Here is a 23,426-nt window from a genome sequence, read left to right as displayed (position 1 = left end):
GAAATACCGCTGAAACGACTTTGAACCGGCGCGCCGTGATGATGTTCGACAGGAACATCCGGATACATTTGCGGTATAACCCCCGTTGGTTATTTTTCCAGGCACTGTGTTTATGCAAACCCCTTCGCAACGGCCGCTGTGGCGGATCTACCTGATCTTTCTGGCGCCCATGGTGCTGTCCAACTTTCTGCAAAGCTTCTCCGGCACCCTTAACGGGATCTATGTCGGGCAACTGCTGGGTACTCAGGCGCTGGCGGCGGTGTCGGGGATGTTTCCCATCGTGTTCTTCTTTATTGCCCTGGTGATCGGCCTGGGGGCGGGCGCGTCGGTGCTGATCGGCCAAGCCTGGGGGGCGCGGGAAACGGCGATGGTCAAGCAGATCACGGGTGCTACGCTGACCCTCGGTGCATTGATCGGCCTGCTGGCGGCGGTACTGGGCAGCCTGCTGGCGCGGCCTGCCTTGCAGGCACTGGGCACGCCGGTGGACGTGCTCGAAGAGGCAGTGGGCTATGCCCGCGTGATGATGCTGATCATGCCGTTGCTGCTGGTGTTTATCCTGTTTACCCAGATTTTACGCGGGGTCAGTGACACGGTTTCGCCGTTGCTGGCGCTGATGGTGTCCACGGCGGTAGGCCTGCTGCTGACCCCGGCACTGATCCTCGGCTGGCTCGGCCTGCCACCCATGGGCATTCAAAGTGCGGCCTATGCGGGGCTGGTGGGTAACGTATTGGCCATGCTGTTTCTGGTGTTGCGCCTGCGTCACAAGAATCATGTGATGGCCCCGGATCGCGAGCTGTGGGCTGCACTGCGGCTGAACCGGGAGATTCTCGGCAAGGTGCTGCGCATCGGCCTGCCGACCGGGGTGCAGATGGTGGTGCTGTCGCTGTCGGAGCTGGTGATCCTGGCGCTGGTCAACAGCCATGGTTCCCAAGCCACGGCGGCCTACGGTGCGGTAACGCAGATTGTTAACTATGTGCAGTTTCCGGCGCTGTCGATTGCCATCACCGCTTCGATCCTTGGCGCCCAGGCCATTGGCGCGGGGCGGATCGAGCGTATCGGGCCGATTCTGCGTACCGGCTTGCTGATCAACCTGTGCCTGACCGGCGCCCTGATCGTGCTCGGTTATGTGCTGTCGCACTGGCTGCTGGGGCTGTTTATCACCGACGTGGATGCGCGGGTACGTGCAGAGCACCTGCTGCATATCATGCTGTGGAGCGTGCTGGTCTTTGGCTTCCAGGCGGTTATCGGCGGGATCATGCGCGCCAGTGGCGTGGTGTTGGTGCCGATGGGCATCACGATTTTCTGCGTGTTGTGCATCGAGTTGCCGGTGGCGTATGCGCTGGATGCGCACTTTGGCCTGGAGGGCGTGTGGATGGCGTTTCCGGTGACCTATATCGCCATGCTGGGCTTGCAAACCGCCTATTACCGGCTGGTCTGGCGGCACAAGCAGATTCAGCGGCTGGTTTGAGCCGGACTGACACAATCCCCCCTCTGTGGCAATGTTGTTCACTTAAGAGCAACGCTACTCAATTGTGGGAGCGGGCTCGCTCGCGATGGCATCACTGCGGTTTACCTGATACACCGCCTGAATCGCAGGCAAGCCGGCTCCCACCAGACCCTCACCACATGACCGTCAATTCACTAGGCCATTTGGACGATGTGCCCGTGACCCGCCAGTCCGATTATCGAAGTCAGGTTCTGCGCACCTCGCCGAGGAGGGCGCCAGAGCATCCACGATAATAAAAAGAGGACTGGCTGCATGAACTCTGCCCAGCAATTGAATCGTGCAGCGAGGCCGCGACCATGCGCTCAATAATTGGCTATCTGGTCTGTCTGATCGTCGCTGTCACCATCGCGTTTACCTTCTCCCCACGCCCTGCTTCCAATGTCGCATCGGCCCAGTTGCGCCCGGATCGCCTGCAAATCAACGGCATGCTTTATCTGGATCAACGTGTCGTAGCGGTGGGCGAGCGCGGCAATATTTTGCTCAGCGATGATCAGGGGCTGTCCTGGCAGCCTGCAGCAGTCACGCCACAACGTGACCTGACCCTCACCGCTCTGGTGGCGTTGCCGGGCAAGAGCCTGCTGGCGGTCGGTCATGATGGCTGGATCCTGCGCTCCGAAGACCAGGGCATGAACTGGTCCGAGGTTCGCTACGACGGCGAAATCGCCGAGCCTTTGCTGGGGATCTGGAGTGCTGGCGGTAACCGGGTGCTGGCCTTCGGCAGTTTCGGCAAGTTCTACCAGTCCGAGGATGACGGTCGCACCTGGCAGGCCCAGCCGCTGGAAGTGGACAGTGCTCACCTCAATGGCATGGACGGCGGTGCCGATGGCCGGCGCATGGTAGTCGGCGAGCAGGGCCTGGTCTTGCGCAGCGACGATGCCGGACGTAGCTGGAAGAAACTCGATCCTTTCTACAACGGTTCCTTGTTCGGTGTGGTGCGCTTGAGTGCAGACCGCTGGGTAACCTATGGCATGCGCGGTCATGTGTTTGTCAGCCAGAACTTTGGCCAGAGCTGGGAGCAGGTCAAGGTGGGCAATCAGTTGCCGCTCTATGGCCATGCGCTGTTGCCCAATGGCGGCGGTGTGCTGATTGTCGGCGCGGGCAGCTCGCTGGTGCGCCTGGACGGCAATGGCGGCCTGGTCAGCGCGACCCGCCTGTCCGGCCTGGGTACTTTGACTTCGGCGGTATTGATCGGCTCCCGGCGCTTGCTGGTGGGCGGTGAACGCGGGGTATTTCAGGGCGCCGATGGCGGTGTGGCCGCGCTTGGAGGTACCCAATGAGTAGTCATAAGTCTACGATTAACCGTGCGGTCGAGCGTGTGGCCGATCTGTTGATGAGCTGGCGCAAGGGTTTGCTGGCCCTGTTTGTACTGCTCACAGTGGCCCTGGGTTACAGCGCCACCCATACCCAGCTGGACCCGGGCTTTAACAAGCAGATACCGGTGCGCAACGCCTTTATGGTCAACTTTCTCAACTTCAGCCAGTACTTCACCGGCGCCAACCGCTTTTTGGTCAGCGTAAAGTGGAAGGGCGAGGGTGATATCTATAACCCCAGGTACCTGGAAACCCTGAGCAAGGTCACGGATGACGTTTTCTTTATCAATGGCGTCAGCCGCGCCAGTGTGACGTCGCTGTTCACCGCCAATGTGCGTTATATCGAAATCACCGAGGACGGTTTTTTTGGTGACGTCGTCGTGCCGCCACGTTTTACCGGGTCCGCCGAAGAGCTGTCCCAGGTGCGCAATAACGTTGCCCGTTCGGGGCAGGTCGGGCGCCTGGTGGCCAATGACCTGACCTCCTCGATGGTGCGGGCAGACTTGCAGGATCTGGACCCGCAAACCGGCAAGTCGGTGTCCTATGCCGAAGTGGCCAAGCGCCTTGAGGATATTCGCGCCAAGTACAGCAATGACGATATCGAGATCAATATCGTCGGCTTTGCCAAGCTGGTGGGGGATGTGGTCGAGGGGCTGACTACGGTGATCGGCTTTTTTGTGATTGCCTTTGTGATCACCGCGCTGATGCTCTGGGCCTACTCGCGTTCTTGGCGCCTGACCCTGGTGGCGCTGGCGGTGGCACTGCTGCCGGTGGTGTGGCTGCTGGGGTTGCTGCCGCTACTGGGGCTGGGGATCGACCCGATGTCGATTCTGGTGCCGTTTCTGATCTTCTCCATCGGCGTGTCCCATGCGGTGCAGATGACCAACGCCTGGAAACAGGATGTGCTGGGCGGCAGTTCTTCGATAGAAGCGGCGCGGGGGGCCTTTTGCAAGATATTCATCCCCGGCTCCCTGGCCCTGCTGATGAACGCCCTGGGCTTTGGCGTGATCATGCTGATCGATATTCCCATCGTCCATGAGTTGGGCGTGACCGCTTGCATCGGCGTGATGCTGATGATCATCACCAACAAGCTGATGCTGCCGATCATCCTGTCGTATCTCAAACTGGAGCCAGGCGCTCTGGCCCAGGGCCTTAAGGTGCAGGGCAAGCACGCCTTGTGGTGGCGCCTGTCGGCGCTGGCCGAGCCGAAACCGGCGCTGGCGGTGTTTGTGCTCAGCCTGTTGTTGCTCGGCGTGGGTGCCTGGAAGGCCCGGGACCTTGCGGTGGGCGATATCGGTGTCGGTGCGCCGGAGTTGCGCGCGGATTCGCGTTACAACCAGGACAACCAGAAGATCATCAACAGCTACTCCATCGGCCTGGATGTGATGTCGGTATTTGTGCAGGTCAAGGGCATCGAGGAAGGCTGCCTGGCCCCGCAAGTGATGCGGGCCATCGAGTCGTTCGACTTTCAGATCCGCAGCGTAGCCGGGGTGCAGTCGGTGCAGAGCGTGGCGGGCATGGGCAAGACCGTGATTGCCGGCAACAACGAAGGTAACCCGCGCTGGTCGGCGATTCCGGGTTCCGAACGCGGCCTGAGCCAGGGTTCGCGGGCCTATATGCCGGATGACGGGCTGGTGACTGAAGGCTGCCAGCGCATGCAGATTCTGGTGCTCCTTACCGACCATGAAGGGTCGACAGTCAGCCATGTGGTCGACGAAACCCAGCGCATCATCGCCGGGCTGCAAGGGCCGAATGTGGAATTTTTGATGGCGGGGGGTAACGTCGGCGTGATGGCGGCGTCCAACGAAGCGGTCAAGCAGGCCGAGGTGGTGATGCTCGCCGCGCTGTTCGGTTCGGTGGCGCTGTTTTGCTGGCTGACCTTCGGTTCATTGCGCGCAGTGCTGTGCATTCTGGTGCCGTTGGCGATTGTCGCCATCCTGTGCAACGCGTTGATGGCAACCCTGGGCATCGGTCTTAAAGTCGCGACCTTGCCGGTAATGGCGCTGGGTGTGGGGGTGGGTGTCGATTACGGGATCTATCTGTACGAGCGCATTGCCCATGAAATGGCCGACGGCAAGGATCTGCGCAACGCGTTTTATCAGGCCATGTGCCAACGGGGGACGGCGGCGGTGTTTACCGCATTGACCATGTCCATTGGCGTCTGTACCTGGGCTTTTGCACCGTTGAAATTCCAGGCCGATATGGGCGTGCTGTTGTCCTTTATGTTTCTGGTCAATGTGCTCGGGGCGATCTTTCTGCTGCCGGCACTGGCGGCCTGGTTCAACCTGGGACGGCCATTGGTCAAGGTTAAAACCCGGGTTCAGGAGATGCCTGCGGGGCATTACCCGCTCAAACCGAGCGTTGCTGCCAAAGACTCCTCAAACCGTTGAAACAGACCGCTTGTCACGCTTGTGCGGCGGCAAGCTTAAAGAGACACTGAGGCGCTTTTGCGCAGCGCTACAGTGCCTGCGCAAAGGCAAACCGCTGGTAATAAGAACAATAAAAAGGGCTGGTCTCGAACCAGACCCAATGCGAGGAAACGTCCGTGGATACAGTGACCCTGAATCACCAAACCCTGGTCAGCCTGGGGCTCGAACTGGCCGATTACGATCAAATGGTTGGCAGCTTTTACGACGGTGCGCTGGACCCCAAGATCATGGGCCGTACCTTGTGTGCCGTACGCAGCATGTTCCAGGCCAACTACGCGACCCTGATTTTGCGCGTGCCCGACCAGCCTGATCTGGGTTTGATGATCGTAGCCGGGGATATCGAAGGCGAAGGTGAGCTGACTTATCAGACCTATCCGCAAACCAATACTCCGTTTGCCGGTCAGGCGCTGGACCAGGTGTTTACTGTTGAAGACCTGATGAGCGAGGCCGAATGGGTGGACTCGGCCTATTTCAAGGCGTATTGCGGTCCGCAAAATGTCTACCACGTGATGGGCGCCGATATTTCCACTCCCGAAGGTGGCAAGCTGCGCTTTCGTCTGACCCGGCCCAAAACTTCCCCGGCTTTCTCCAGCGCCGAACGCGCCCTGTGCAGCAGCTTTTTACCGCATTTGCGCCGGGCCCTGCACTTGCACAACCTGCTTGATCGCAGTGAATCCATGAGCGAGCTGTACGCCCAGGCCATCAGCCGCCTGTCAGTGGCAACCATCGTGCTCGACGAAACCGGCAAGGTCCTGCGCCTGAATCCGGTGGCCGAAGAAATGCTCAAGAACGCCGATGGTTTGAAACTGGTGGGGGGCAGGCTGGAAGCTACCTACCCTAGCGACAACCGTGAGCTGCAACGTCTGGTCAAGCACGCTTTCAGCCAGGAAGTACGCGATGGCGGGGTGACGGCCGATGCGATGTCCGTGACCCGGCCTTCAGGGCAGGTCAGCCTGGGCCTGGTGGTCGAGGCGATTCCTTCGCTGGAATGGGCTGAAGGCAAGAGCAAACCGGCGGCGGTGATCTATGTCCGCGACTCGGTGGGCAAGTCCCTGGCCAGTGAAGTGGTAACCAAGCAGCTGTTTAACCTGACCAAGGCCGAAACGGCACTGGCGATGGAACTGGCCAACGGCTTGTCCCTGGAAGAGGCCGCGGAAAACCTCAATATCCGCCGCAACACTGCGCGGGCGCATCTGCGTTCGATCTTCTCCAAGACCGGGGTACGCCGTCAGACCGAACTGGTAAGGATTCTGCTGAACAGCGTGGTCGCGTTGGGAAAGCCCAAGTGCGCCTTGCGAGCGGCTGAGTCTATAGTTCCGGCGCCACAGCTGGCGCGGCCCATTCGCAAAAGCGCTTAAGGATGGTTTACCGGCTGGCAGTGGCGCTTGAGCGGCGCTGTCGGTTGCCCTTCAGTCAGGCCGCCTGCGCCTGCATCATCAAGGAAAGTCTTATGCCAGTTACAGCTGTCAGCGGTTCCGCTTCCGGGATCGGCGCCGCCGTGTGCACGCTATTGCGCGAGGCGGGCCACCGCATTATCGGGATTGACCGGGCCAATGCCGAGGTGGTTGCCGACCTCTCGACCCGTGCCGGACGCCAGACGGCAGTGGCGCAGGTGCTCGAACAGTCGGGCGGGGTGCTCGACGGACTGGTGTGCTGCGCCGGGCTTGGGGTTACGGCTGCATCCAGCAGTCTGGTGCTGGCGGTCAATTACTTCGGCGTCAGCGAACTGCTGGACGGCCTGGCGGATGCCCTGGCCAAGGGTGAAAACCCGGCCGCGCTGGTGATTGGTTCGGTGGCGGCGACCCAGCCTGGTGCCGATCAACAACCGATGGTTGCTGCCTTGCTCGGCGGTGACGAGACACTGGCGCTGGAACTGGCCAATGCCCTGGGCCAGCCCCATATCGCCTATGCCAGCTCCAAATACGCGGTGACCTGTGACGCCCGGCGCAAGTCGGTGCAATGGGCGGCCCAGGGCATACGCTTGAACGTGGTGGCGCCGGGTGCAGTGGAAACTCCGCTGCATCAAGCGGCCAAGGACGATGCACGCTTCGGCAAGGCCGTACGCGAATTTGTCGCGCCATTGGGGCGTGCCGGCAACCCGGCTGAAATCGCCCGGGTGGTGGCTTTTCTGCAATCGCAACAGGCCAGTTTTGTGACTGGCAGTGTGGTGTTTGTGGATGGCGGGATGGACGCAATGGTGCGTGCGCAGCGCTTCTGACTTTAAGGAATGCTTATGAACAAAGTGGCATTTATCACCGGTGCCAGCCGTGGCATCGGACGTGAAACTGCGCTGGCGTTTGCCCGTGCCGGTTTTGATCTGGCCATCAGCGCCCGCAGCCTGGAGGAAGGTCAGAGTCATGCCCACGGCTTGCGTAACCCGGACGGCACGCCGCTGCCTGGCAGTTTGAACGGGACGGCGGCGGCGATCCGCGAACTGGGGCGCAAGGCGTTGGTGGTGCCCATGGATTTGCTCGACAGCGAGTCGGTGCTCGCCGCAAGCCGGGCGGCGTTCGCCGAATACGGTCGGGTGGATGTGCTGGTCAACAACGCCATTTATCAGGGCAGCGATTTGAATGCAGCGTTTATGGAGTTGCAACCCGAGACGCTGGAACGGGTATTTCAGGGCTATATGATGACCCCGTTTCTGCTGACCCGCGCCGTGGTCAGCCAGATGCTCGAGCAGGGCGGCGGGGTGGTGATCAACGTTACCTCCGGCGCTGGCGAGACCGATCCGCCGGTGGCTGCGGGCAAAGGCGGCTGGGGTTATGCCTATGGTGCGGGCAAGGCGATGGTGTCGCGGTTGTCGGGCATTTTGTCGGTGGAGTTCGGTGATCGCGGTATACGGGCCTATACCCTGAATCCGGGGGTAGTAACCACTGACGCACTGCGCGCCACCATCGGCGACAAGGGTGTGATTGCCTTGCGCGCAGGCTCGGCGCCGCCCGAGGTGCCTGCGGCGGTGATGCTGTGGCTGGCTACCCATGAGGCTGCGGTCGACCACCAGTGCAAGACCATCCACTGCCAGCCGTTTGCCCGGGAGCACGGGATTGTTGAGGAATGGCGCTAAGGTCCGTCACAAAACCCCTTGTGGGAGCGGGCTTGCTCGCGATTCAGGCGCTGCGGTTCTCCTGACAGACCGCGTCGCCTGAATCGCGAGCAAGCCCGCTCCCACAGGTTCTGTTCCTGGTCCTGCACCTAGTCCATCTGAACGATGAACCCGCCATCGACCTCGGTGAAGATTACTCAGTAAAGCGCCCTGGCCCTTAACCTGAGGAATAATAAAAATGACTAAACTCGCTGAAATTCACGTCGAGAACGCTTTGTCGCCACGCTTCGGTCGCGGCTGGCATTGTCTGGGCGAGGCGGACGAATTCCGTGATGGCAAGCTGCATACTCTGAATGTGTTTGGTTCACGGCTGCTGGCGTTCGCCACCTCCAAGGGTGAAATCAGCGTGCTGGACGCCCATTGCCCGCATATGGGCGCTGACCTGTCCCAAGGCACCATCGAGAACGACCGCGTGGTTTGCCCCTTCCACCACTGGCAGTACGATGCCAGCGGCAAGTGTGTCGAGATCCCTTACTGCAAACGCATTCCGCCCAAGGCCAAAACCCGTGCCTGGCTGACCTGCGAAGAAAACAACCTGCTGTTTGTGTGGAACAACCCCGAAGGCAAGCCGCCTGCCGAAGATGTGGTGATCCCCCATCTGCCGGAGATGGACAGCGATGAGTGGCTGCACAGCTGGCATATGGACAAGCTGGTCATCGACACCAACCCCCGCGAGCTGGTCGACAACCTGGTGGACGCCCAGCATTTCGGCCCGGTGCATGGCACACCGACCAAGTACTTCCACAATATTTTCGAAGGCCATATCGCTCACCAGATCTTCCACGGTGACTCCGAACGGCTGGGCGGGGATCTGGTCGCAGAGTCGGCTTACTACGGCCCGGCCACTCACCTGACGCGTATGAGTGCGGTGTTCGACGGACAGGAAATCAAGTCCATCCTGCTCAACTGCCATGTACCGATCGGCCCCAACAGCTTTGAGCTGCGCTTTGGCTGCATGGTCAAGAAAGTGCCGGGCTGGACCCCGGAGCAAAACGAAGCCCTGGCCCTGGACTATGTGCAGCGCAACCGCGACTCGTTCTATCAGGACGTGGATATCTGGACCCACAAGGTGCGTGTCAATAACCCGGTGCTGGCTGAGGGTGACGGCCCGGTGTATCAGCTGCGCGAGTGGTATCAGCAGTTTTTCACCGATGAAGCCAGCGTGCCGCAAAGCATGGCCGAGCGCCGTGAAATCACCACGGTAGATAACCGCTGATTGATGAGTGAGTGTGGCCAGTACTTATCCGGTGCTGGCTTTTTGATCTGTGCTGCTTAAGATGGCCGTCATCTATACGTCATCAGGCATGGAACGGCGCCAATGCTGAACAAGGACACCATCTCCATTCAACTGGTACGCGAGGCGCTGTTGCAGAGCTGTGCGCCGGGCAGTGCCACGGACGAAGTGTTGCACAAGGTCGGTATCGATCCCGGCTTGCTTGAGGTGCCGGATGCCCGGGTGCCGGCGCTGGTGTATGCACGGATGTGGCGGCTGCTGGCGCGGCGCATGGATGACGAATTCTTTGGTATGGATCCGCGCCAGCTGCGTTCCGGCAGCCTGGAGTTTATGTGCCGCACGGCCATGGCCCAGCCGACCCTGGCCCAGGGGCTGGAAGTGGTGCTGGGGTTTCTGTCGTTGATGCTCGAACGTTTACCGGCGCGCCTGGTGCGTCAGCAAAGCCTGGCGGAGATTGTCCTGCAGGAGCCCGATCAGCTGCCCGGTCGGGGCTTTGCCTACTTCACCTACTGGATGATCGTGCACGGCGTGGCCTGCTGGCTGGCCGGGCGACGGATTCCGATTCTGGCTATTGAGCTGCGCTGTGCAGCGCCCGATTACTGCGAAGACTACGCAGTCATGTTTTCCGAAAACTTGCGCTTTGAACGGCCCCGCACGCGGATGATCTTTGCAGCCGATTGCCTGGATGCGCCGATCAGGCGCAATGCCCAGGAATTGAAGCGGTTTTTGGCCGAGGCACCGGCCAATATTCTGGTCAAGTACCGTGACCCGCAAAGCCTGGCCAGCCAGATCAAACAGGATTTGCGTCAACTGCCTGCTGCGCAATGGCCGGAAACCCAGGGCATGGCGCAGAGCCTGTGCATGTCGGCCTCGACCCTGCGTCGCCGTCTGGCAGAGGAGGGGCAGACCTTTCAAGGTCTCAAGGACGGGGTGCGCAAGGAACTGGCGATTGCCTGGCTGGCCGAGCCCGACCACAGCTTTGCCGACATCGCCCTGCGCCTGGGCTTTGCCGATACCAGCTCGTTTTACAAGGCCTTTCGCAAATGGTCGGGGACCAACCCGGGGCATTACCGCGGGTTGATCCTGGGCAGCAACTGATAGGTCGAAGCTTTTTGTGGGAGCGGGCTTGCTCGCGATGGCATCGCTGCGGTTCGCCTGACAGACCGTAGCGCCTGCATCGCAGGCAAGCCCCACAGGTTTGGCGCAGCTCACCACATCCCGGCCTTGCAGGGGTTATTGCAGGATTGTCAGAGCAACCACATCCCCACCAGACCGCTAAGCACGCCGATCAGCATGGTCATCAGCGCCACGCTGACCAGTACCCGGGTGTCGAAATCCTTGCGCAGCATCAATAGCGACGGCAGGCTGACGCTGGGTAGGGTCATCAACAGCGCCACGGCAGGGGCGGTGCCCATGCCCAGGGTCATCATGGTCTGCACAATGGGGATTTCCGCCGCTGTCGGGATCACGAACAGCGTGCCGACAATGGCCAGCGGTACCAGCCACATCAGGCTGTCGCTCATGGCGCCGTCCACATGGGGGAACAGCCACACCCGTGCCGCGCCCAGCAACAGCACCGCCAGCAGATAGACCGGAATGGTGTTCCAGAACAGCTGCCACAGGGTGCGGCCCCAGCGGCTGAAGAAGCTCTGCTGATCCACCACACTGGCTTCGGACACCGCGTCCAGCGCGGCATCGGGAATACTCTCAGGGCGCGAGATGCGTTGTGCGATCAGCGACACGCCAATCACCAGCACCAGGCCAGCCACCAGGCGCAAGGCGCTAAAGCCCCAGCCCAGGACAAAGCCCATGAATACCAGGGTGGCCGGGTTGAGCACCGGGTTGGCGATCCAGAAGGCCAGTGCGGCGCCCACCGAGACTTTTTGTCGACGCATGCCAGCGGCCACAGGGGCGGCGCAGCAGGTGCACATCATGCCCGGCAGAGCGAAGAGGCCGCCACGCAGGGTCGAGCCCAGGCCCGCTTTGCCGAACAGGCGCAGTAGCCAGTCACGGGGGATCAGCACCTGGATCAGCGAGCCGAGGATCACCGCCAGTACGGCGGCTTTCCAGATTGCCAGGAAGTACACCTTGGCATAGGCCAGTGCAGCGGCTATGGGTTCGCCCTGGTTATCGTTGAGGATCGAAGCGCCGATGCTGTGGTTGTCGGCGGCGACAAAGGCCTTGAAGTAGTAGGGCGACCACTTGACGTAGTACAGGCCAATACCGGCGACCAGCAGAAACAGCAGGGGCTTCCACCAGAATGACCAGCCTCTGGCGGGGGTGGCTGGGGAGAGACTGGACATAGAGAGTTACCGAACGCAGGGAAATAGCGCGGCATGATACCTGAAGAGCCTTGCTCTCTGTGGGAGCTGCAAGGCTCGGACTCTTCAGGTTGCGAAAGCTGTAGGAGCTGGCTTGCCTGCGATGGCATCTACGCGGTTCGCCTGACAGACCGCAGCGCCTGCATCGCGAGCAAGCCCGCTCCCACACTAGTCCCTGCAAGACTCAAAATTGTGTTTGGCGAATGGGTTGGGGGCTACAACGTCCTGATCGAGGTGCTGATCGACCGGGCGCACTGGATGACGCTTGAGGCCAGTTTGTCTTCGGCTTCCTGCAGGGTCCAGCGGCTGCTGGGCACAACCACATGCACGGCAGCCACCGGCTGGCCATTGTTGTTGAAAATCGGTGCGGCCAGGGTCATGTCACCCAGGAACATCTCTTCCTTGTTGGTGGCATAACCCTGTTTGCGGCTGGTTTGCACGCGCTCAAAGATGGCTGCGGGATCGGTCAGGGTGTAGCGCGTCAACTCAACCAGTTGGCTGTCTTGCAGCACGCCATGAATCTCGTCATCTGCCAGACCGCTCAGGTAGGCCCGGCCAGCCCCGGTGCAATACATGGGGATGCGACTGCCAATGGGCATATGGATCGGGATAAATTTCGGCGCAACAAAGCGCGAGACATACACCATGTCCAACCCGTCGGGCTCGGTCAGGTTGACCGTTTCGCCAGTGATCTGGTTGAGCTCGGCCAGGTAGGGGTTGGCTACATCGACCAGGATGTCCGCAGCCAGATAGTTGTAGCCAATCTCCATCACCTTTGGTGTCAGCTGGAAGCGCCGGCTTTGCGGGTGCTTGCGGATATAACCGAGCTCTTCAAGGGTATGCACCATGCGCTGGGCCGAGCTTTTGCTGATGTCCGCAGCTACTGCTATATCGGCCAGGGTCATGGTGCGCCGTGCAGCCCCGAAGCCGCGAAGCACGGCCAGGCCCTTTTCCAGTGACTGGTTGAAAAGAGGGTTGTTGTTATCGCTCATGGCGCATCCTAGGCATTTTTCAGATCTTCAAATATCGATAGTCGATATTTATAAATCTCTTTACGATTTAAGTAAATTGGTTATAGTCGATGGCGGCATTTTGTACCAGAGGCTACAAGGCTAATTGAGTGCCGCAACGCCACAATAAAAGCGACCACAGGGAGATTCGCTATGCAAAAACCTTTTCAAGTGCTGACGCTTGTATGCGCAATGGCTGCAGGGTTGATCGGACCAGCCAGCGCTGTTGCAGAGCCTGTCTATAAAGTCGGAGCGACGGCAACGGGCATCCCGTTTACCTTCCTCGATATCAAGAGCGGGAAAATCCAGGGCATGATGGTCGACGCAGCTGAAGCTGTGGGCAAGGCCGGCGGGTTTGATACCGAGATCCAGCAAACCACCTTTGCTGCACTGATTCCTTCGCTGACCACCAACAAGATTGACCTGATTTCCGCCGCCATGCTCAAGACCCCTGAGCGTGAAAAGGTTGTGCAGTATTCCGATCCGATCTTCAGCTACGGCGAAGGCCTGATCGTTCAGGCTGACGACCAGAAAGAATACAAGACCATGGCTGACCTGGCCGGTGAAGTGGTCGGTGCGCAAGTGGGCACAGTGTTCCTCGATGCCCTGAACAAACACGGCGGCTTCAAGGAAGTGCGCAGCTACGACTCCATTCCCGACATGATGCGCGACCTGAAACTGGGCCGGATCAAGGCCGCGTTCGGTGATCGTCCGATCATCGCCTACCAGTTGGCCCAGGGTAAAAACCCGGACGTTAAACTGTCGAGCAGCTATGTGCCGGTGGTGATGGGCGATGTATGCCTGGTGATGCGTCAGGGCGACGCCGAGAAACTGGCGCAGGTGAACAAGGGTATCGCAGCGATCAAGGCTGACGGCTCGCTGCAACGCATCATCGAGAAGTGGCAGCTGAACTGATGATTCTGTGGCCCCCGCGTGGCGGTGGGCCGCTTCTTGTAGCGGTGTACGGGTAGTTTATGTTTCTCCAGGATGCGTTGGACTTTCTTCCGATTCTGCTCAAGGGCGCAGTGGTCACGGTGCAGGTCACTGCGGGCTCGTTTGTGCTCAGTTCGGTGATCGGCCTGCTGTTTGCGCTGATGATGGTTTCGAAAATTCGCGCCATCGCATTGTTCGCCATTGGTGTGGTCAATGTGATTCGCGGGCTGCCGATTATCGTGCAGCTGTTTTATATCTATTTTGTTTTGCCCGATTTCGGCATCCAGCTCAGCGCCATGCAGGCCGGGGTGATCGGTCTGGGCATCGCTTATTCGGCCTATCAGGCCGAGAATTTCCGGGCCGGGATCCAGGCCATTGACCTGGGCCAGATCGAGGCCGCCGAGTCGTTTGGCATGCGCAGTCTGATGATCATGCGCCGCATCGTACTGCCCCAGGCGTTTCGCATTGCCTTGCCGCCCTATGGCAACACCCTGGTGATGATGCTCAAGGACTCGTCGTTGGTGTCGACCATCACTGTGGCTGAAATGACTCGGCAGGGGCAGCTGATCGCATCGTCGACCTTTGAAAACATGACGGTCTACACCCTGGTGGCGTTGCTCTATTTGTCGATGAGCTTGCCGCTGTCCTATGGTTTGCGTCGTCTGGAACGACGTTTTGCACTGCGCAGGCGCACATGAAAGCACCGTCGAAACTGATACTGCCGCCTTCACTGTGGTCGGCTACTGCTCGCCCCGGTGCACTGACCCGGCCGCTGGCGGAAAACAAACGGGTGGATGTGGCGATTGTCGGCGCCGGTTATACCGGGCTGGTGACCGCATTGCGTCTGGCCGAGGCAGGGGTCAGCGTCTGCGTGCTGGATGCCGGCGAGCCGGGTTGGGGCGCCTCGGGGCGCAATGGCGGGCAGGTGATTCCCGGGCTCAAGTACGACCCGGATCAGTTGCTCGAACGCTTTGGTGGCGAGCGTGGTGAGAAGATTATCGAGGCATGTGGCGGTGCGGCGGACGAAGTGTTTTCGTTGATTCGCGAGTACGGCATTGCCTGTGATGCTACGCGCAAGGGCTGGATTCAGCCGGCGTTTTCCAGCACTACCATGAAGGCCCTGGAGCACCGCGCCCGGCAATGGCAGCAGCGTGGCGTGGCGGCCGAGTTGCTGGATGCCAATGCCGTTTGCCAGCGTATCGGTACACAAAATTATGTCGGTGGCTGGGTTGACCCTCGTGCTGGCAGCCTGCACCCGCTTAACTATGCCCGCGGCCTGGCCAGATCGGCGCTGGGCCGTGGCGTGACCATTCACAGCGACAGCCGGGTGACAGACCTGCGTCGCATTGGCCCGCTTTGGCAACTGGCTACCGCGCAGGGCCACAGCGTCACGGCCGACCGTGTGGTGCTGGCCACCAATGGTTACACCGATGGGTTGTGGCCGGGGTTGCGGCAAACGGTGCTGGCGGCCAACAGCTTTTTGATTGCCACCCGACCGCTTTCACCGGAACTGCGCAAAACCATTTTGCCGGGTGGTGAAGTGTGTTCGGATGCGCGACGGCTGTTGCTGTACTTCAAGCAGGATGCCCAGGGCCGCGTGCTGCTCGGTGGGCGCGGGCCGTTTTCCGAGCCGCGCCGTGCCGAGGACTGGGCGCATCTGGAACGCTCGCTGGTCAGCCTGTTTCCGCAGTTGGCGGGGGTGGCGATCGAGTACCGCTGGAGCGGCCGGGTGGCGCTTAACCACAGCGTGTTGCCGCAGTTGCACGAGCCGCAGCCGGGCCTGTCGATCCTGATGGGTTACAACGGGCGTGGTATTGCTATGGCGACAACCCTGGGCAAGCACCTGGCGGCGCGTATTTCGGGAGCCAGCAATGACTTCCCGTTCCCGGTCACGCCAATTCGCCGGATTCCCTTCCACAGCTTGCAGCGTCTGTATGTGGCGGCAGGTATCAGCTACTACCGGCTGCTGGATGCGTTGAACGAATAGGGTTCGTAGCAGGTGACGAGCTGCAACGCTGCAGCTCGTCGCGGCCTGTCAATCCGTCTTGATCGTTGATACATCCTCGGCCCTGACCTTGATATGTTTGCCGGCGATGTCGTCGAACTCATAGAAGCCGTCCTTATTGGTGGTGACGGGCAGATCCTTGGTCAGGTATTGCGTACCGTTTTGCAAGGTGACAACGCTTGGGGTTGCGCAGCCCGCCAGTCCCAGCAGTGCTGCAATAAGCAGGGGTGAACCGATAACGCGGATCTTCATGCATGTACCTTGAACTGTGTGCAAATCGGAAATTGGTTGCGCCGGGCGTCGTCGAGCAGCCAGCGCTGGAAAGTAATTGCTGCATCTGACAGCGTTTTTGGCCGAGAGTGCGCCAGATAGTCGGCGTTTGTGCTGAAAAATTCAAATGGGCCGACGCGGCGCAGTTCGCCACGCTCGATTTTGTCCCGAACCATAAAGTCCCAGCCCAGCCCCACCCCCATGCCTTGCACGATCGCCTGGTAGGCGAGGGTGACCTGATTGAAGGTCGGTCGTTGTGCATCGGCCTTGTGCTCAAGGCCAAAATGCCTGAACCAGTCGCGCCAGTCCATGCAGTTCCAGCCCGAAGCGTCCAGCTCGATCAGGGGCAAGCCCTGCAGGTCGGCGGGTTGGCTGATTTCGGCCAGTATCAGGTCGGGGCGGGCGACCGGGTAGACCTTCTCGGCAAACAGCGGCTCGGCACTCAGGGATGACCACTGGCCAGCGCCATAGAGGATGCAAAAGTCGTAATCGGCGACGCTGGATTCGTCGATATCGTTGCTGGCATGAATATTCACCGTAATCGACGGGTGCTCGGTGTTGAATGCAAGCAGTCGCGGGAACAACCAGAACTGCGCGACGGCGTGGGTGCAGAGCACCGTCACGGCATTGGGCGCGTGGGCAGCCTTGATCCGATTGACGCTGTGTTGCAGGCGTTCGAGCAGGGTGCTGACTTCGCTGAACAGGCTGGCCCCGGCCTGGGTCAGGCAGATACCTCGGGCCTGGCGCTCGAACAGGGCCAGCTTGAGGTTGTCTTCCAGGGCGCGGATTTGTTTGCTCACCGCGCTTTGGGTCAGGCACAGCTCACTGGCGGCGCGGGTAAAGCTGCCATTGCGGCCGACGGCCTCGAAGGTGATCAGGCTGTCCAGAGGCGGCAAGTGTTTGTGGTAGCGGTTCACAGTGGCCTCCATTCGGCCTGATTACATAGTGTGCCTGTAGTCGCTGCCGAGGAGCGAAGGCTGCGATTGGCGTGGAACGGCGCTCCTGCGAGTCCGCCATAAACCCTGCCTGTGCGGTTAACCAGGCTCACCGTAGCGCCCGTTTCACGATGGCTGTGCCGCCGATCGCAGCCTTCGTAGCTCGTCAGCGACTACGAGGAGGCGAGGAACGGGATATTGGTGTAAGCCATTCCTTAGTGGAATGCCAGTATGCCAAATGATCTTTTGTGCCGCACCTCTGAACTGCCTACCCTCTGTCGATATTCAACAATTTGAGAGCAGTCAATGAAACGCGGGATAGTCTATGCCGGCATGGCAGGTGCAGTCTGGGGGCTGGTGTTTCTGGTGCCCAAGTTGTTGCCGGAATTCAGCCCGCTGCTGCTCAGTTGCGGGCGCTTTATTGTGTATGGCGCGGTGTCGCTGGCGTTGTTGTTGCCCAATGCCCGACGCTTGCTGCGCCAGCTCACCCGCCGCGATGTGCTGACACTGGTCAAGTTCGCCCTGCTGGGCAATCTGATTTATTACATGCTGCTGGCGGCTTCGGTGCAGTGGGTGGGTATCGCTGTGGCCTCCCTGATTATCGGGGTTTTGCCGCTGAGCATTACCTGGCTGGGCCGCCGCGATGCCGGGGCGGTGCCGCTGGCGAGGCTGGTGTGGCCGCTGCTGCTGGTACTCGGCGGGGTGCTTTGCATCAACCTCGAAGCGCTGTTCGGCGCTACTTCGTCACAGCCGCTGGGCACCAAGGTGCTGGGGGTGCTGTGTGGCATCGGGGCCTTGGCGTGCTGGAGCTGGTTTGCAATCGAGAATGCGCGGTATTTAAAGCACAGCCGCTTTGAAAGTGGCGAGTGGTCGACGCTGTGGGGTGTCACCACCGGGGTGCTCGGTGTGCTGATCTGGGGTGTCGCCCATGTACTGGCTGTGGACGCGGTGACGGTCGAGGCCACTGATCAGCGCTGGCAGATGTTCTGGCTGGTCAACCTGGCCTGCGCGGTGCTCGGTTCGTGGTTTGGCAATCGCATGTGGAATGCCTCGTCCCGGCGTTTGCCGCTGACCCTGAGCGGGCAGTTGATAGTGTTTGAAACGGTGTTTGCGCTGCTCTACGGTTTTATCTACCTGCAACGCTGGCCCAACGTGCTGGAAGCCCTGGCGGTGCTGATGCTGCTGGGGGGTGTCAGCTGGGCAGTGCGTCGTCATGCCCCGGCGCGAACCGTGCTCGCGCCGTGATGTGCGGGCAGGCTGATCAGGTCGGGCAGGCCTTGGCGCCATTGTTGAGGTCTTGCTTGTCGACGCGGCTGAGCAGGGTAGCCTTGCCGTCTTTCCAGGTCAGGGTCAGCACATACAGGGAGTCGAAGTCGCCACCGGACCAGTCTTCGGTCAACGAGGTTTTCTTGCCCAGTGCCTGGCTGGCGACGCTGTTGATCAGTTCCGGCAAGTAGCCGTGGGACCAGGCGGTGTAGATGGTTGAGCTGTGGTACTGGTCGTCAGTCAGCTCTTTGGCCAGTTGGCGGGTGTCGTTGGCCGAGTACTCCAGATTGATCGGCAAGCCTAGCTTGATAGCGCTGGGGTTGATGGTCATCAGCGGGCGCACGTAGCTGTAGGCGTCATCGTCGGCGCCTTCTTCGACCTGGCGCGAAGGGTTGGCGGCAAACACGTAGTCGGCCTTGCCGTAGCGTTGCGGCAGCAGGGTGGCCAGGTCAATCGCCCGGTTGAGTCCCTGGCAGGTAAGCTGGCCGAGGCCATCGGCGGGTTTTTCGGCGTGGCGCAAAAATACCAGGGTTTGCACACCGTCTACCGGCCGGGCAAAGACGTCATCCGCGTGTACCGCCAGCGTCACGGCGCCAGCAATCAGTAGCAGCGGAATCGCCGCCAGTGCATAGGGCTTGAGTCGAGGTTTAATCCAAACAGACTGGGTCATGGGGGTTCTTCTGCATACAACTGTTAAGGCTGATCGGCCTGGCACAGCGGGCAGCTGCGCCACTGTGTTGATCCTTGTCATTACGGCAAAATCTGAGCCTCCCATCCTTGGCAGAAGCGTTTATTAGATGCCTTTTTCGCAATTGGTTCGATTTTACCTGCGCTATATCGGGAATAGTCCTACAGGACGAATGCTATGGTGGCTTTTTTATATGACAAAATCGTTCACCCTTTAGTCTGGTATTCCTACAGAGGCTAACGCCATGCTTCCAGCGCCACTGCGAAAACCGAGCAACCCCGTGCATCTTCGTGTTCGTGCCTGGCGCGGCCGCGTAGGGCTGGCCATGGTTGCCAGCCTGTCGGTGCTGGCCGGGATGACCGATGCCATCGGCTTTTTGGCCACCGGTGATTTCGTTTCATTTATGAGTGGTAACACCACACGTCTGGCGGTGGCCATTGGTGACGGTGACGTGGGTATGGCGGTGCGCCTGTTGTTTGCGGTGCTGGCGTTTATTCTCGGCAATGCCCTGGGGGTATTGCTGGGCCGTTGGGGCGGGCGCCGTGCGTTGCCGTTGATGCTGGTGATTGCGGGCCTGTTGTGTGCATCGGCCCTGCTGCCGTTTGCCACACAAGTACCCGCGCTGCTGGCGGCCATTGTGGCGATGGGCATGCTCAATGCGGCGGTGGAACAGGTCAATGGCCTGCCGGTGGGGCTGACCTATGTGACCGGGGCATTGTCGCGTTTCGGTCGGGGTCTGGGCCGCTGGTTGCTGGGTGAGCGGCGCAGTGGCTGGCGCGTACAACTGGTGCCCTGGACCGGGATGTTGCTGGGCGCGGTACTGGGTGCCGTGCTGGAGGCACAATTGGGCCTTAAGGCCATGTTGTTCAGTGCCGCTTTTGCTGCTGTTTTGGGGTTGCTGTCGCTGCGCATTCCGCGGCGTTGGCAACGGGATTACATGCCGCGTTAATCCCCCGTTTTGCTTCGCCCGGCCTGCGCGTAGACTGGCGCAGCCCGGCTGCATGCCCAGCCCCACGAACAGGAGTCGTTGTGTCCAAGTCAGTCGATGACAATTCATCCCTTGAGTCATTTTCCATCGAGAGCCCCGCGCCGCTGTATGCGCGGGTCAAACAGGCCATTACGCAAAAAATCCGTTCAGGGGCCTGGCTGCCCAACTCCAAACTGCCCTCGGAAAGTGAACTGCTGGCCCTGCTGGGTGTGAGTCGCATGACCATCAATCGCGCCTTGCGCGAGCTGACCATCGAAGGGCTGCTGGTACGTATGCAAGGGGTTGGCACCTTCGTTGCCGTGCCCAAAGGCAATGCGGCGTTGTTCGAGATTCGCAATATCGCCCAGGAAATCGCCGACCGTGGGCATGTGCATCGCTGCGAAGTGATTGTGCTCGAAGAAGTCCCGGCCAAGGTCACGCCTGTGCTGCCGTTTGCCCTTGACGGTGTCAAACGCTTCTTCCACTCGCTGATGGTGCATTACGAAAATGATGTGCCGGTGCAGATCGAAGAGCGCTATGTAAATGCCGAGATTGCCCCTGAGTATCTGCAACAGGACTTCACCCGTACCACGGCCTATGCCTACCTGATGAACCTGGCGCCACTGACCGGCGGCGAGCATGAGGTGGAGGCTATTCATGCCAAGTCTGCGGAATGCCGCTTGCTCAACGTCAAACGCAATGAACCCTGCCTGCTGATTCGTCGCCGTACCTGGGCCGCCCAGGGGCTAGTGGGATGTGCCCGGCTGGTTTATCCGGGGTCGCGTTATCGCTTGCAAGGCCAATGCGGTAACTGACAGCTCGCGGGTGACGATGTGTTACTCACGTTACTTTTGGTGCGTTTTTGTTACCTTCCCGCCTGTTTATGCACAAAGTTGCGGCAGTTTTCTGCGGGTTATTTTGGCGTTATCTTTTTCATGTTAAAAACTTAAAGTTTTTAACTAGCTGATTTTGAACATATTTAAATCTTAATCTGGTGCTGGAGGCAGAGTGCTTCCGGCGTGTTGGCCCTTCGCTTGCATTCACTTGTACATACAGGTTGGTATAAGTGTGCACTTGCTGCACAGCATGAGCATTTGAGGGGGGAGCATGGACAACAATCCGTTTACGCAACAACTGCAGGGAGTACGGGTGCTGGATATCAGCCGCGTACTGGCCGGGCCGCATTGCACCGCGATGCTGGCGGATCTGGGCGCCGATGTGATCAAGTTCGAGGTGCCCGAGGAGGGTGATGATGCTCGCCACCTGGGACCGTTTCTGGAGGGCGAAAGTGTTTATTTTGGCCTGATCAATCGCGGCAAGCGCAGCGTTGAAATCGACTTTAAAAACCCGGCGGATCGCCAGCGTTTCTACGAGTTGGTGGCCGATGCCGATGTGGTGGTCGAGAACTTCCGTCCCGGTGTGACGCAGCGCCTGGGCATCGATTTCGACAGTCTCAAGCAGCACAACCCACGTTTGATCTACGCCAGTATTTCCGGTTTCGGCCAGGACGGCCCACTGTCCAAACGCCCGGCCTACGACATTGTTGCGCAAGCCATGTCCGGCCTGATGAGCGTTACCGGATTTGCCGCCACTGGCCCGACCCGCAGCGGCGAGGCCATCGGTGACCTGTGTGCCGGGGTCTATGCGGCCTGGGCGATCAGTTCGGCGCTATTTGCCCGCGAGCGGCATGCGCCAGGGCCGCAGTACATCGACGTGGCTATGTTCGACGTGCTGTTCAGCCTGCAAGTGACCGGGCTGTCCAACCTCTACGCCAACGGTGTAGCCCCTGGGCTGGTGGGCAATCGGCATCCGGTCTCCACGCCGTTTGACACCTACCGCGCCGCGGATGGCCTGGTGGTGATTGCGGTGGCGAGCAATCGTTTGTTCGAGCGCCTTTGCCAGTGCATGGGTCAGCCGGAACTGGCCACTGATGCGCGCTTTATCGATGACACCCGGCGCACCCTCAACGAGCCGGCATTGCGCGCCGTCATCGAGACCTGGACGGCGCAGCACAGCGTCGGGCAGTTGTGCGACGGCTTGCTTGATGCCGGGGTGCCGTCGTCGCCAGTGTGGGATCTGCAACAGGCTGCCAGCAGTGAGCATGCCTGGGTTCGGCAGTTGCAGTTTCAACCAGAAGGCGCGGCGCTGGCACTGGTGCCGCAACCGGTGTTCTTCAATGGCCGTAAACCCCATGCCACCACCATCGCCCCGCGTTTGGGCGCCGACAACGCCGAATTTGGCTTTTGTAAAGCAGGAGAGCACCCATGAACTTTGAAATGACCGCAGAAGAACTGGCCGTGGTTGAAAGCGCCGAGCAAGTGGCCCGTGAAGTGATCCAGCCGCTGGCCCAGCACTATGACGAAACCGAAAGCTTTTGCCTGGCCAGTATCCGGGCGTTGAGCGATCTGGGCTGTATGGGCGTCAACCTGCCAGAAGCATATGGCGGCCTGGGCATCGGTAGCCTGGCGATGAGCCGCGTGGTGGAAGCGGTGGCGGGGGCCTGTGCCTCGACGGCATCGGCCATGACCGCGCACTTTCTGGCCACCGATTCGATCCTGCTCGGCGGCAGCGAGGAACAGAAACAGGAATGGTTACCACGGGCAGCCAGCGGTGAATTGCTCGGCGCCTTTGCCCTGACCGAACCGGCTGCCGGCTCCAACCCCGCTGATATGCGCAGCCGCGCCGTGCGTGAGGAAGGCGGCTGGCGTGTGCGTGGCAGCAAGCACTACATCACCAATGCCAAGGAAGCCGATTTTATCGTGCTCTACGTCAAGACCGACGCAGACGCAGGTCACAAGGGGATCAGTGCCTTTATGGTGCCCCGGGGCACGGCAGGCATCAGCTTTTCCAGTCCGGAAAAAACCATGGGTCTGCGCGGCAGTACCATCTATGAGCTGGCGCTGGACTGCTGGTTGCCGGAATCGGCGCTGCTCGGCGTAGAAGGTCAGGGATTCAACACGGCCATGGCAGTGCTCGATCGTGGGCGTGTTGAGGTGGCGGCCATGTCCCTGGGGATTGCCAATGCGGCCCTGCAAGCCAGCCTGAACTGGGTGCGTGAACGGCAGATCGGGCCCAAGCCGCTGGCCGCTTATCAAGGCACGCAATGGCGCCTGGCCGATATGTACGCGCAACTTGAAAGCGCGCGCATGCTTACCATGAAAGCCGCTGCCCGACGTGACAGCGGCGAGCGTTTCAGCCTGGATTCGGCCACCGCCAAACTGGTGGCTGCCGAATGCGCCGGGTTTATCACCGATGCCGCACTGCAGTTGCACGGGGGGTATGGTTATAGCCGCGACCTGCCACTGGAGCGCTATGTACGCGATGCGCGGATTTTGCGGATTTTTGAAGGCACCTCCGAGGTGCAAAAAATCATCATCTCCCGCGCCTTGCTCGACGCTGCCCGATAATCAGCCGCGCAAGGATTGGAAAAGTCTTTCCCAAAACA

The 23,426-nt window shown here is 60.3% G+C and carries 21 protein-coding genes; 16 read left to right on the top strand and 5 right to left on the bottom strand.

Features of this window, described 5'->3' with window-relative positions:
• Positions 1-112 precede the first annotated feature (112 nt).
• From ACZRMH_RS09570 to ACZRMH_RS09535, 8 genes are all read left to right on the top strand, one after another.
• Positions 113-1,468, top strand: a complete 1,356-nt coding sequence (locus ACZRMH_RS09570; protein WP_464013220.1) for an MATE family efflux transporter — start codon at positions 113-115, stop codon at positions 1,466-1,468.
• 335 nt (positions 1,469-1,803) lie between these two features.
• The gene (locus ACZRMH_RS09565; RefSeq protein ID WP_464013219.1) at positions 1,804-2,784 is read left to right on the top strand and encodes a WD40/YVTN/BNR-like repeat-containing protein; all 981 of its coding nucleotides are present in this window, start codon (positions 1,804-1,806) and stop codon (positions 2,782-2,784) included.
• Positions 2,781-5,207, top strand: a complete 2,427-nt coding sequence (locus tag ACZRMH_RS09560; RefSeq protein ID WP_464013218.1) for an efflux RND transporter permease subunit — start codon at positions 2,781-2,783, stop codon at positions 5,205-5,207. Before ACZRMH_RS09565 ends, ACZRMH_RS09560 begins: the two co-directional genes overlap by 4 nt.
• Before the next feature lie 155 nt (positions 5,208-5,362).
• Positions 5,363-6,604 (top strand): helix-turn-helix transcriptional regulator, encoded by a 1,242-nt coding sequence (locus ACZRMH_RS09555; protein WP_464013217.1) that lies wholly within the window; start codon positions 5,363-5,365, stop codon positions 6,602-6,604.
• A 92-nt stretch (positions 6,605-6,696) separates the two neighbouring features.
• Positions 6,697-7,464, top strand: coding sequence for an SDR family oxidoreductase (locus tag ACZRMH_RS09550; RefSeq protein ID WP_464013216.1), 768 nt, complete (start codon positions 6,697-6,699; stop codon positions 7,462-7,464).
• Between the two features lie 15 nt (positions 7,465-7,479).
• Positions 7,480-8,313, top strand: a complete 834-nt coding sequence (locus tag ACZRMH_RS09545; RefSeq protein ID WP_464013215.1) for an SDR family NAD(P)-dependent oxidoreductase — start codon at positions 7,480-7,482, stop codon at positions 8,311-8,313.
• Between the two features lie 217 nt (positions 8,314-8,530).
• Positions 8,531-9,568, top strand: coding sequence for a Rieske 2Fe-2S domain-containing protein (locus tag ACZRMH_RS09540; RefSeq protein ID WP_464013214.1), 1,038 nt, complete (start codon positions 8,531-8,533; stop codon positions 9,566-9,568).
• Between the two features lie 102 nt (positions 9,569-9,670).
• Positions 9,671-10,684 (top strand): AraC family transcriptional regulator, encoded by a 1,014-nt coding sequence (locus ACZRMH_RS09535; protein WP_464013213.1) that lies wholly within the window; start codon positions 9,671-9,673, stop codon positions 10,682-10,684.
• A 149-nt stretch (positions 10,685-10,833) separates the two neighbouring features.
• Here ACZRMH_RS09535 and ACZRMH_RS09530 read toward each other — a convergent pair whose 3' ends face one another.
• Positions 10,834-11,889 (bottom strand): permease, encoded by a 1,056-nt coding sequence (locus tag ACZRMH_RS09530; RefSeq protein ID WP_464013212.1) that lies wholly within the window; start codon positions 11,887-11,889, stop codon positions 10,834-10,836.
• Positions 11,890-12,122: 233 nt separating this feature from the next.
• Positions 12,123-12,899 carry an IclR family transcriptional regulator gene (locus ACZRMH_RS09525; protein WP_464013211.1) on the bottom strand — a complete coding sequence of 259 codons (777 nt, stop codon included), beginning with the start codon at positions 12,897-12,899 and terminating at the stop codon, positions 12,123-12,125.
• Between the two features lie 171 nt (positions 12,900-13,070).
• Here ACZRMH_RS09525 and ACZRMH_RS09520 point away from each other — a divergent pair, with 171 nt between their 5' ends.
• Genes ACZRMH_RS09520 through ACZRMH_RS09510 form a run of 3 tightly spaced genes read left to right on the top strand, consistent with a single transcriptional unit; the run spans position 13,071 to position 15,837 of the window.
• A complete protein-coding gene (locus ACZRMH_RS09520; protein WP_464013210.1) occupies positions 13,071-13,832 on the top strand; it encodes an ABC transporter substrate-binding protein in 762 nt (253 codons plus the stop codon).
• 59 nt (positions 13,833-13,891) lie between these two features.
• A complete protein-coding gene (locus ACZRMH_RS09515; RefSeq protein ID WP_464013209.1) occupies positions 13,892-14,548 on the top strand; it encodes an amino acid ABC transporter permease in 657 nt (218 codons plus the stop codon).
• Positions 14,545-15,837 carry an NAD(P)/FAD-dependent oxidoreductase gene (locus tag ACZRMH_RS09510; RefSeq protein ID WP_464013208.1) on the top strand — a complete coding sequence of 431 codons (1,293 nt, stop codon included), beginning with the start codon at positions 14,545-14,547 and terminating at the stop codon, positions 15,835-15,837. The genes ACZRMH_RS09515 and ACZRMH_RS09510 overlap by 4 nt, the downstream gene beginning before the upstream one ends.
• Positions 15,838-15,885: 48 nt before the next feature.
• On the opposite strand, the gene ACZRMH_RS09505 is transcribed toward ACZRMH_RS09510, so the two are convergent.
• Together ACZRMH_RS09505 and ACZRMH_RS09500 are read right to left on the bottom strand one after the other, a co-directional pair.
• The gene (locus ACZRMH_RS09505) at positions 15,886-16,107 is read right to left on the bottom strand and encodes a YgdI/YgdR family lipoprotein (protein WP_464013207.1); all 222 of its coding nucleotides are present in this window, start codon (positions 16,105-16,107) and stop codon (positions 15,886-15,888) included.
• On the bottom strand, positions 16,104-17,042 hold the full coding sequence (locus ACZRMH_RS09500) for a LysR substrate-binding domain-containing protein (RefSeq protein ID WP_464013206.1): 939 nt from the start codon (positions 17,040-17,042) through the stop codon (positions 16,104-16,106). The genes ACZRMH_RS09505 and ACZRMH_RS09500 overlap by 4 nt, the downstream gene beginning before the upstream one ends.
• A 324-nt stretch (positions 17,043-17,366) precedes the next feature.
• Here ACZRMH_RS09500 and ACZRMH_RS09495 point away from each other — a divergent pair, with 324 nt between their 5' ends.
• Positions 17,367-18,305 carry a DMT family transporter gene (locus tag ACZRMH_RS09495; protein ID WP_464013205.1) on the top strand — a complete coding sequence of 313 codons (939 nt, stop codon included), beginning with the start codon at positions 17,367-17,369 and terminating at the stop codon, positions 18,303-18,305.
• A 16-nt stretch (positions 18,306-18,321) separates the two neighbouring features.
• Here ACZRMH_RS09495 and ACZRMH_RS09490 read toward each other — a convergent pair whose 3' ends face one another.
• Complete coding sequence (locus ACZRMH_RS09490) at positions 18,322-18,996, bottom strand: histidine phosphatase family protein (RefSeq protein ID WP_464013204.1); 675 nt, start codon at positions 18,994-18,996, stop codon at positions 18,322-18,324.
• Between the two features lie 262 nt (positions 18,997-19,258).
• Here ACZRMH_RS09490 and ACZRMH_RS09485 point away from each other — a divergent pair, with 262 nt between their 5' ends.
• The 4 genes from ACZRMH_RS09485 (at position 19,259) to ACZRMH_RS09470 (ending at position 23,388) form a co-directional block, all read left to right on the top strand.
• Complete coding sequence (locus ACZRMH_RS09485; protein WP_464013203.1) at positions 19,259-19,963, top strand: YoaK family protein; 705 nt, start codon at positions 19,259-19,261, stop codon at positions 19,961-19,963.
• A gap of 80 nt (positions 19,964-20,043) precedes the next feature.
• Entirely contained in the window at positions 20,044-20,796 is a 753-nt protein-coding gene (gene hutC, locus ACZRMH_RS09480) for a histidine utilization repressor (RefSeq protein WP_464013202.1), read from the top strand.
• 292 nt (positions 20,797-21,088) lie between these two features.
• Positions 21,089-22,249 (top strand): CaiB/BaiF CoA transferase family protein, encoded by a 1,161-nt coding sequence (locus ACZRMH_RS09475; RefSeq protein WP_464013201.1) that lies wholly within the window; start codon positions 21,089-21,091, stop codon positions 22,247-22,249.
• Positions 22,246-23,388, top strand: coding sequence for an acyl-CoA dehydrogenase family protein (locus ACZRMH_RS09470; RefSeq protein ID WP_464013200.1), 1,143 nt, complete (start codon positions 22,246-22,248; stop codon positions 23,386-23,388). Before ACZRMH_RS09475 ends, ACZRMH_RS09470 begins: the two co-directional genes overlap by 4 nt.
• Positions 23,389-23,426 lie beyond the last annotated feature (38 nt).

It is taken from the genome of Pseudomonas sp. B414 (assembly GCF_055408445.1).
The sequence above is the reverse complement of the archived record's forward strand: the minus strand, read 5'-3'. Positions and strand labels throughout refer to the sequence as shown.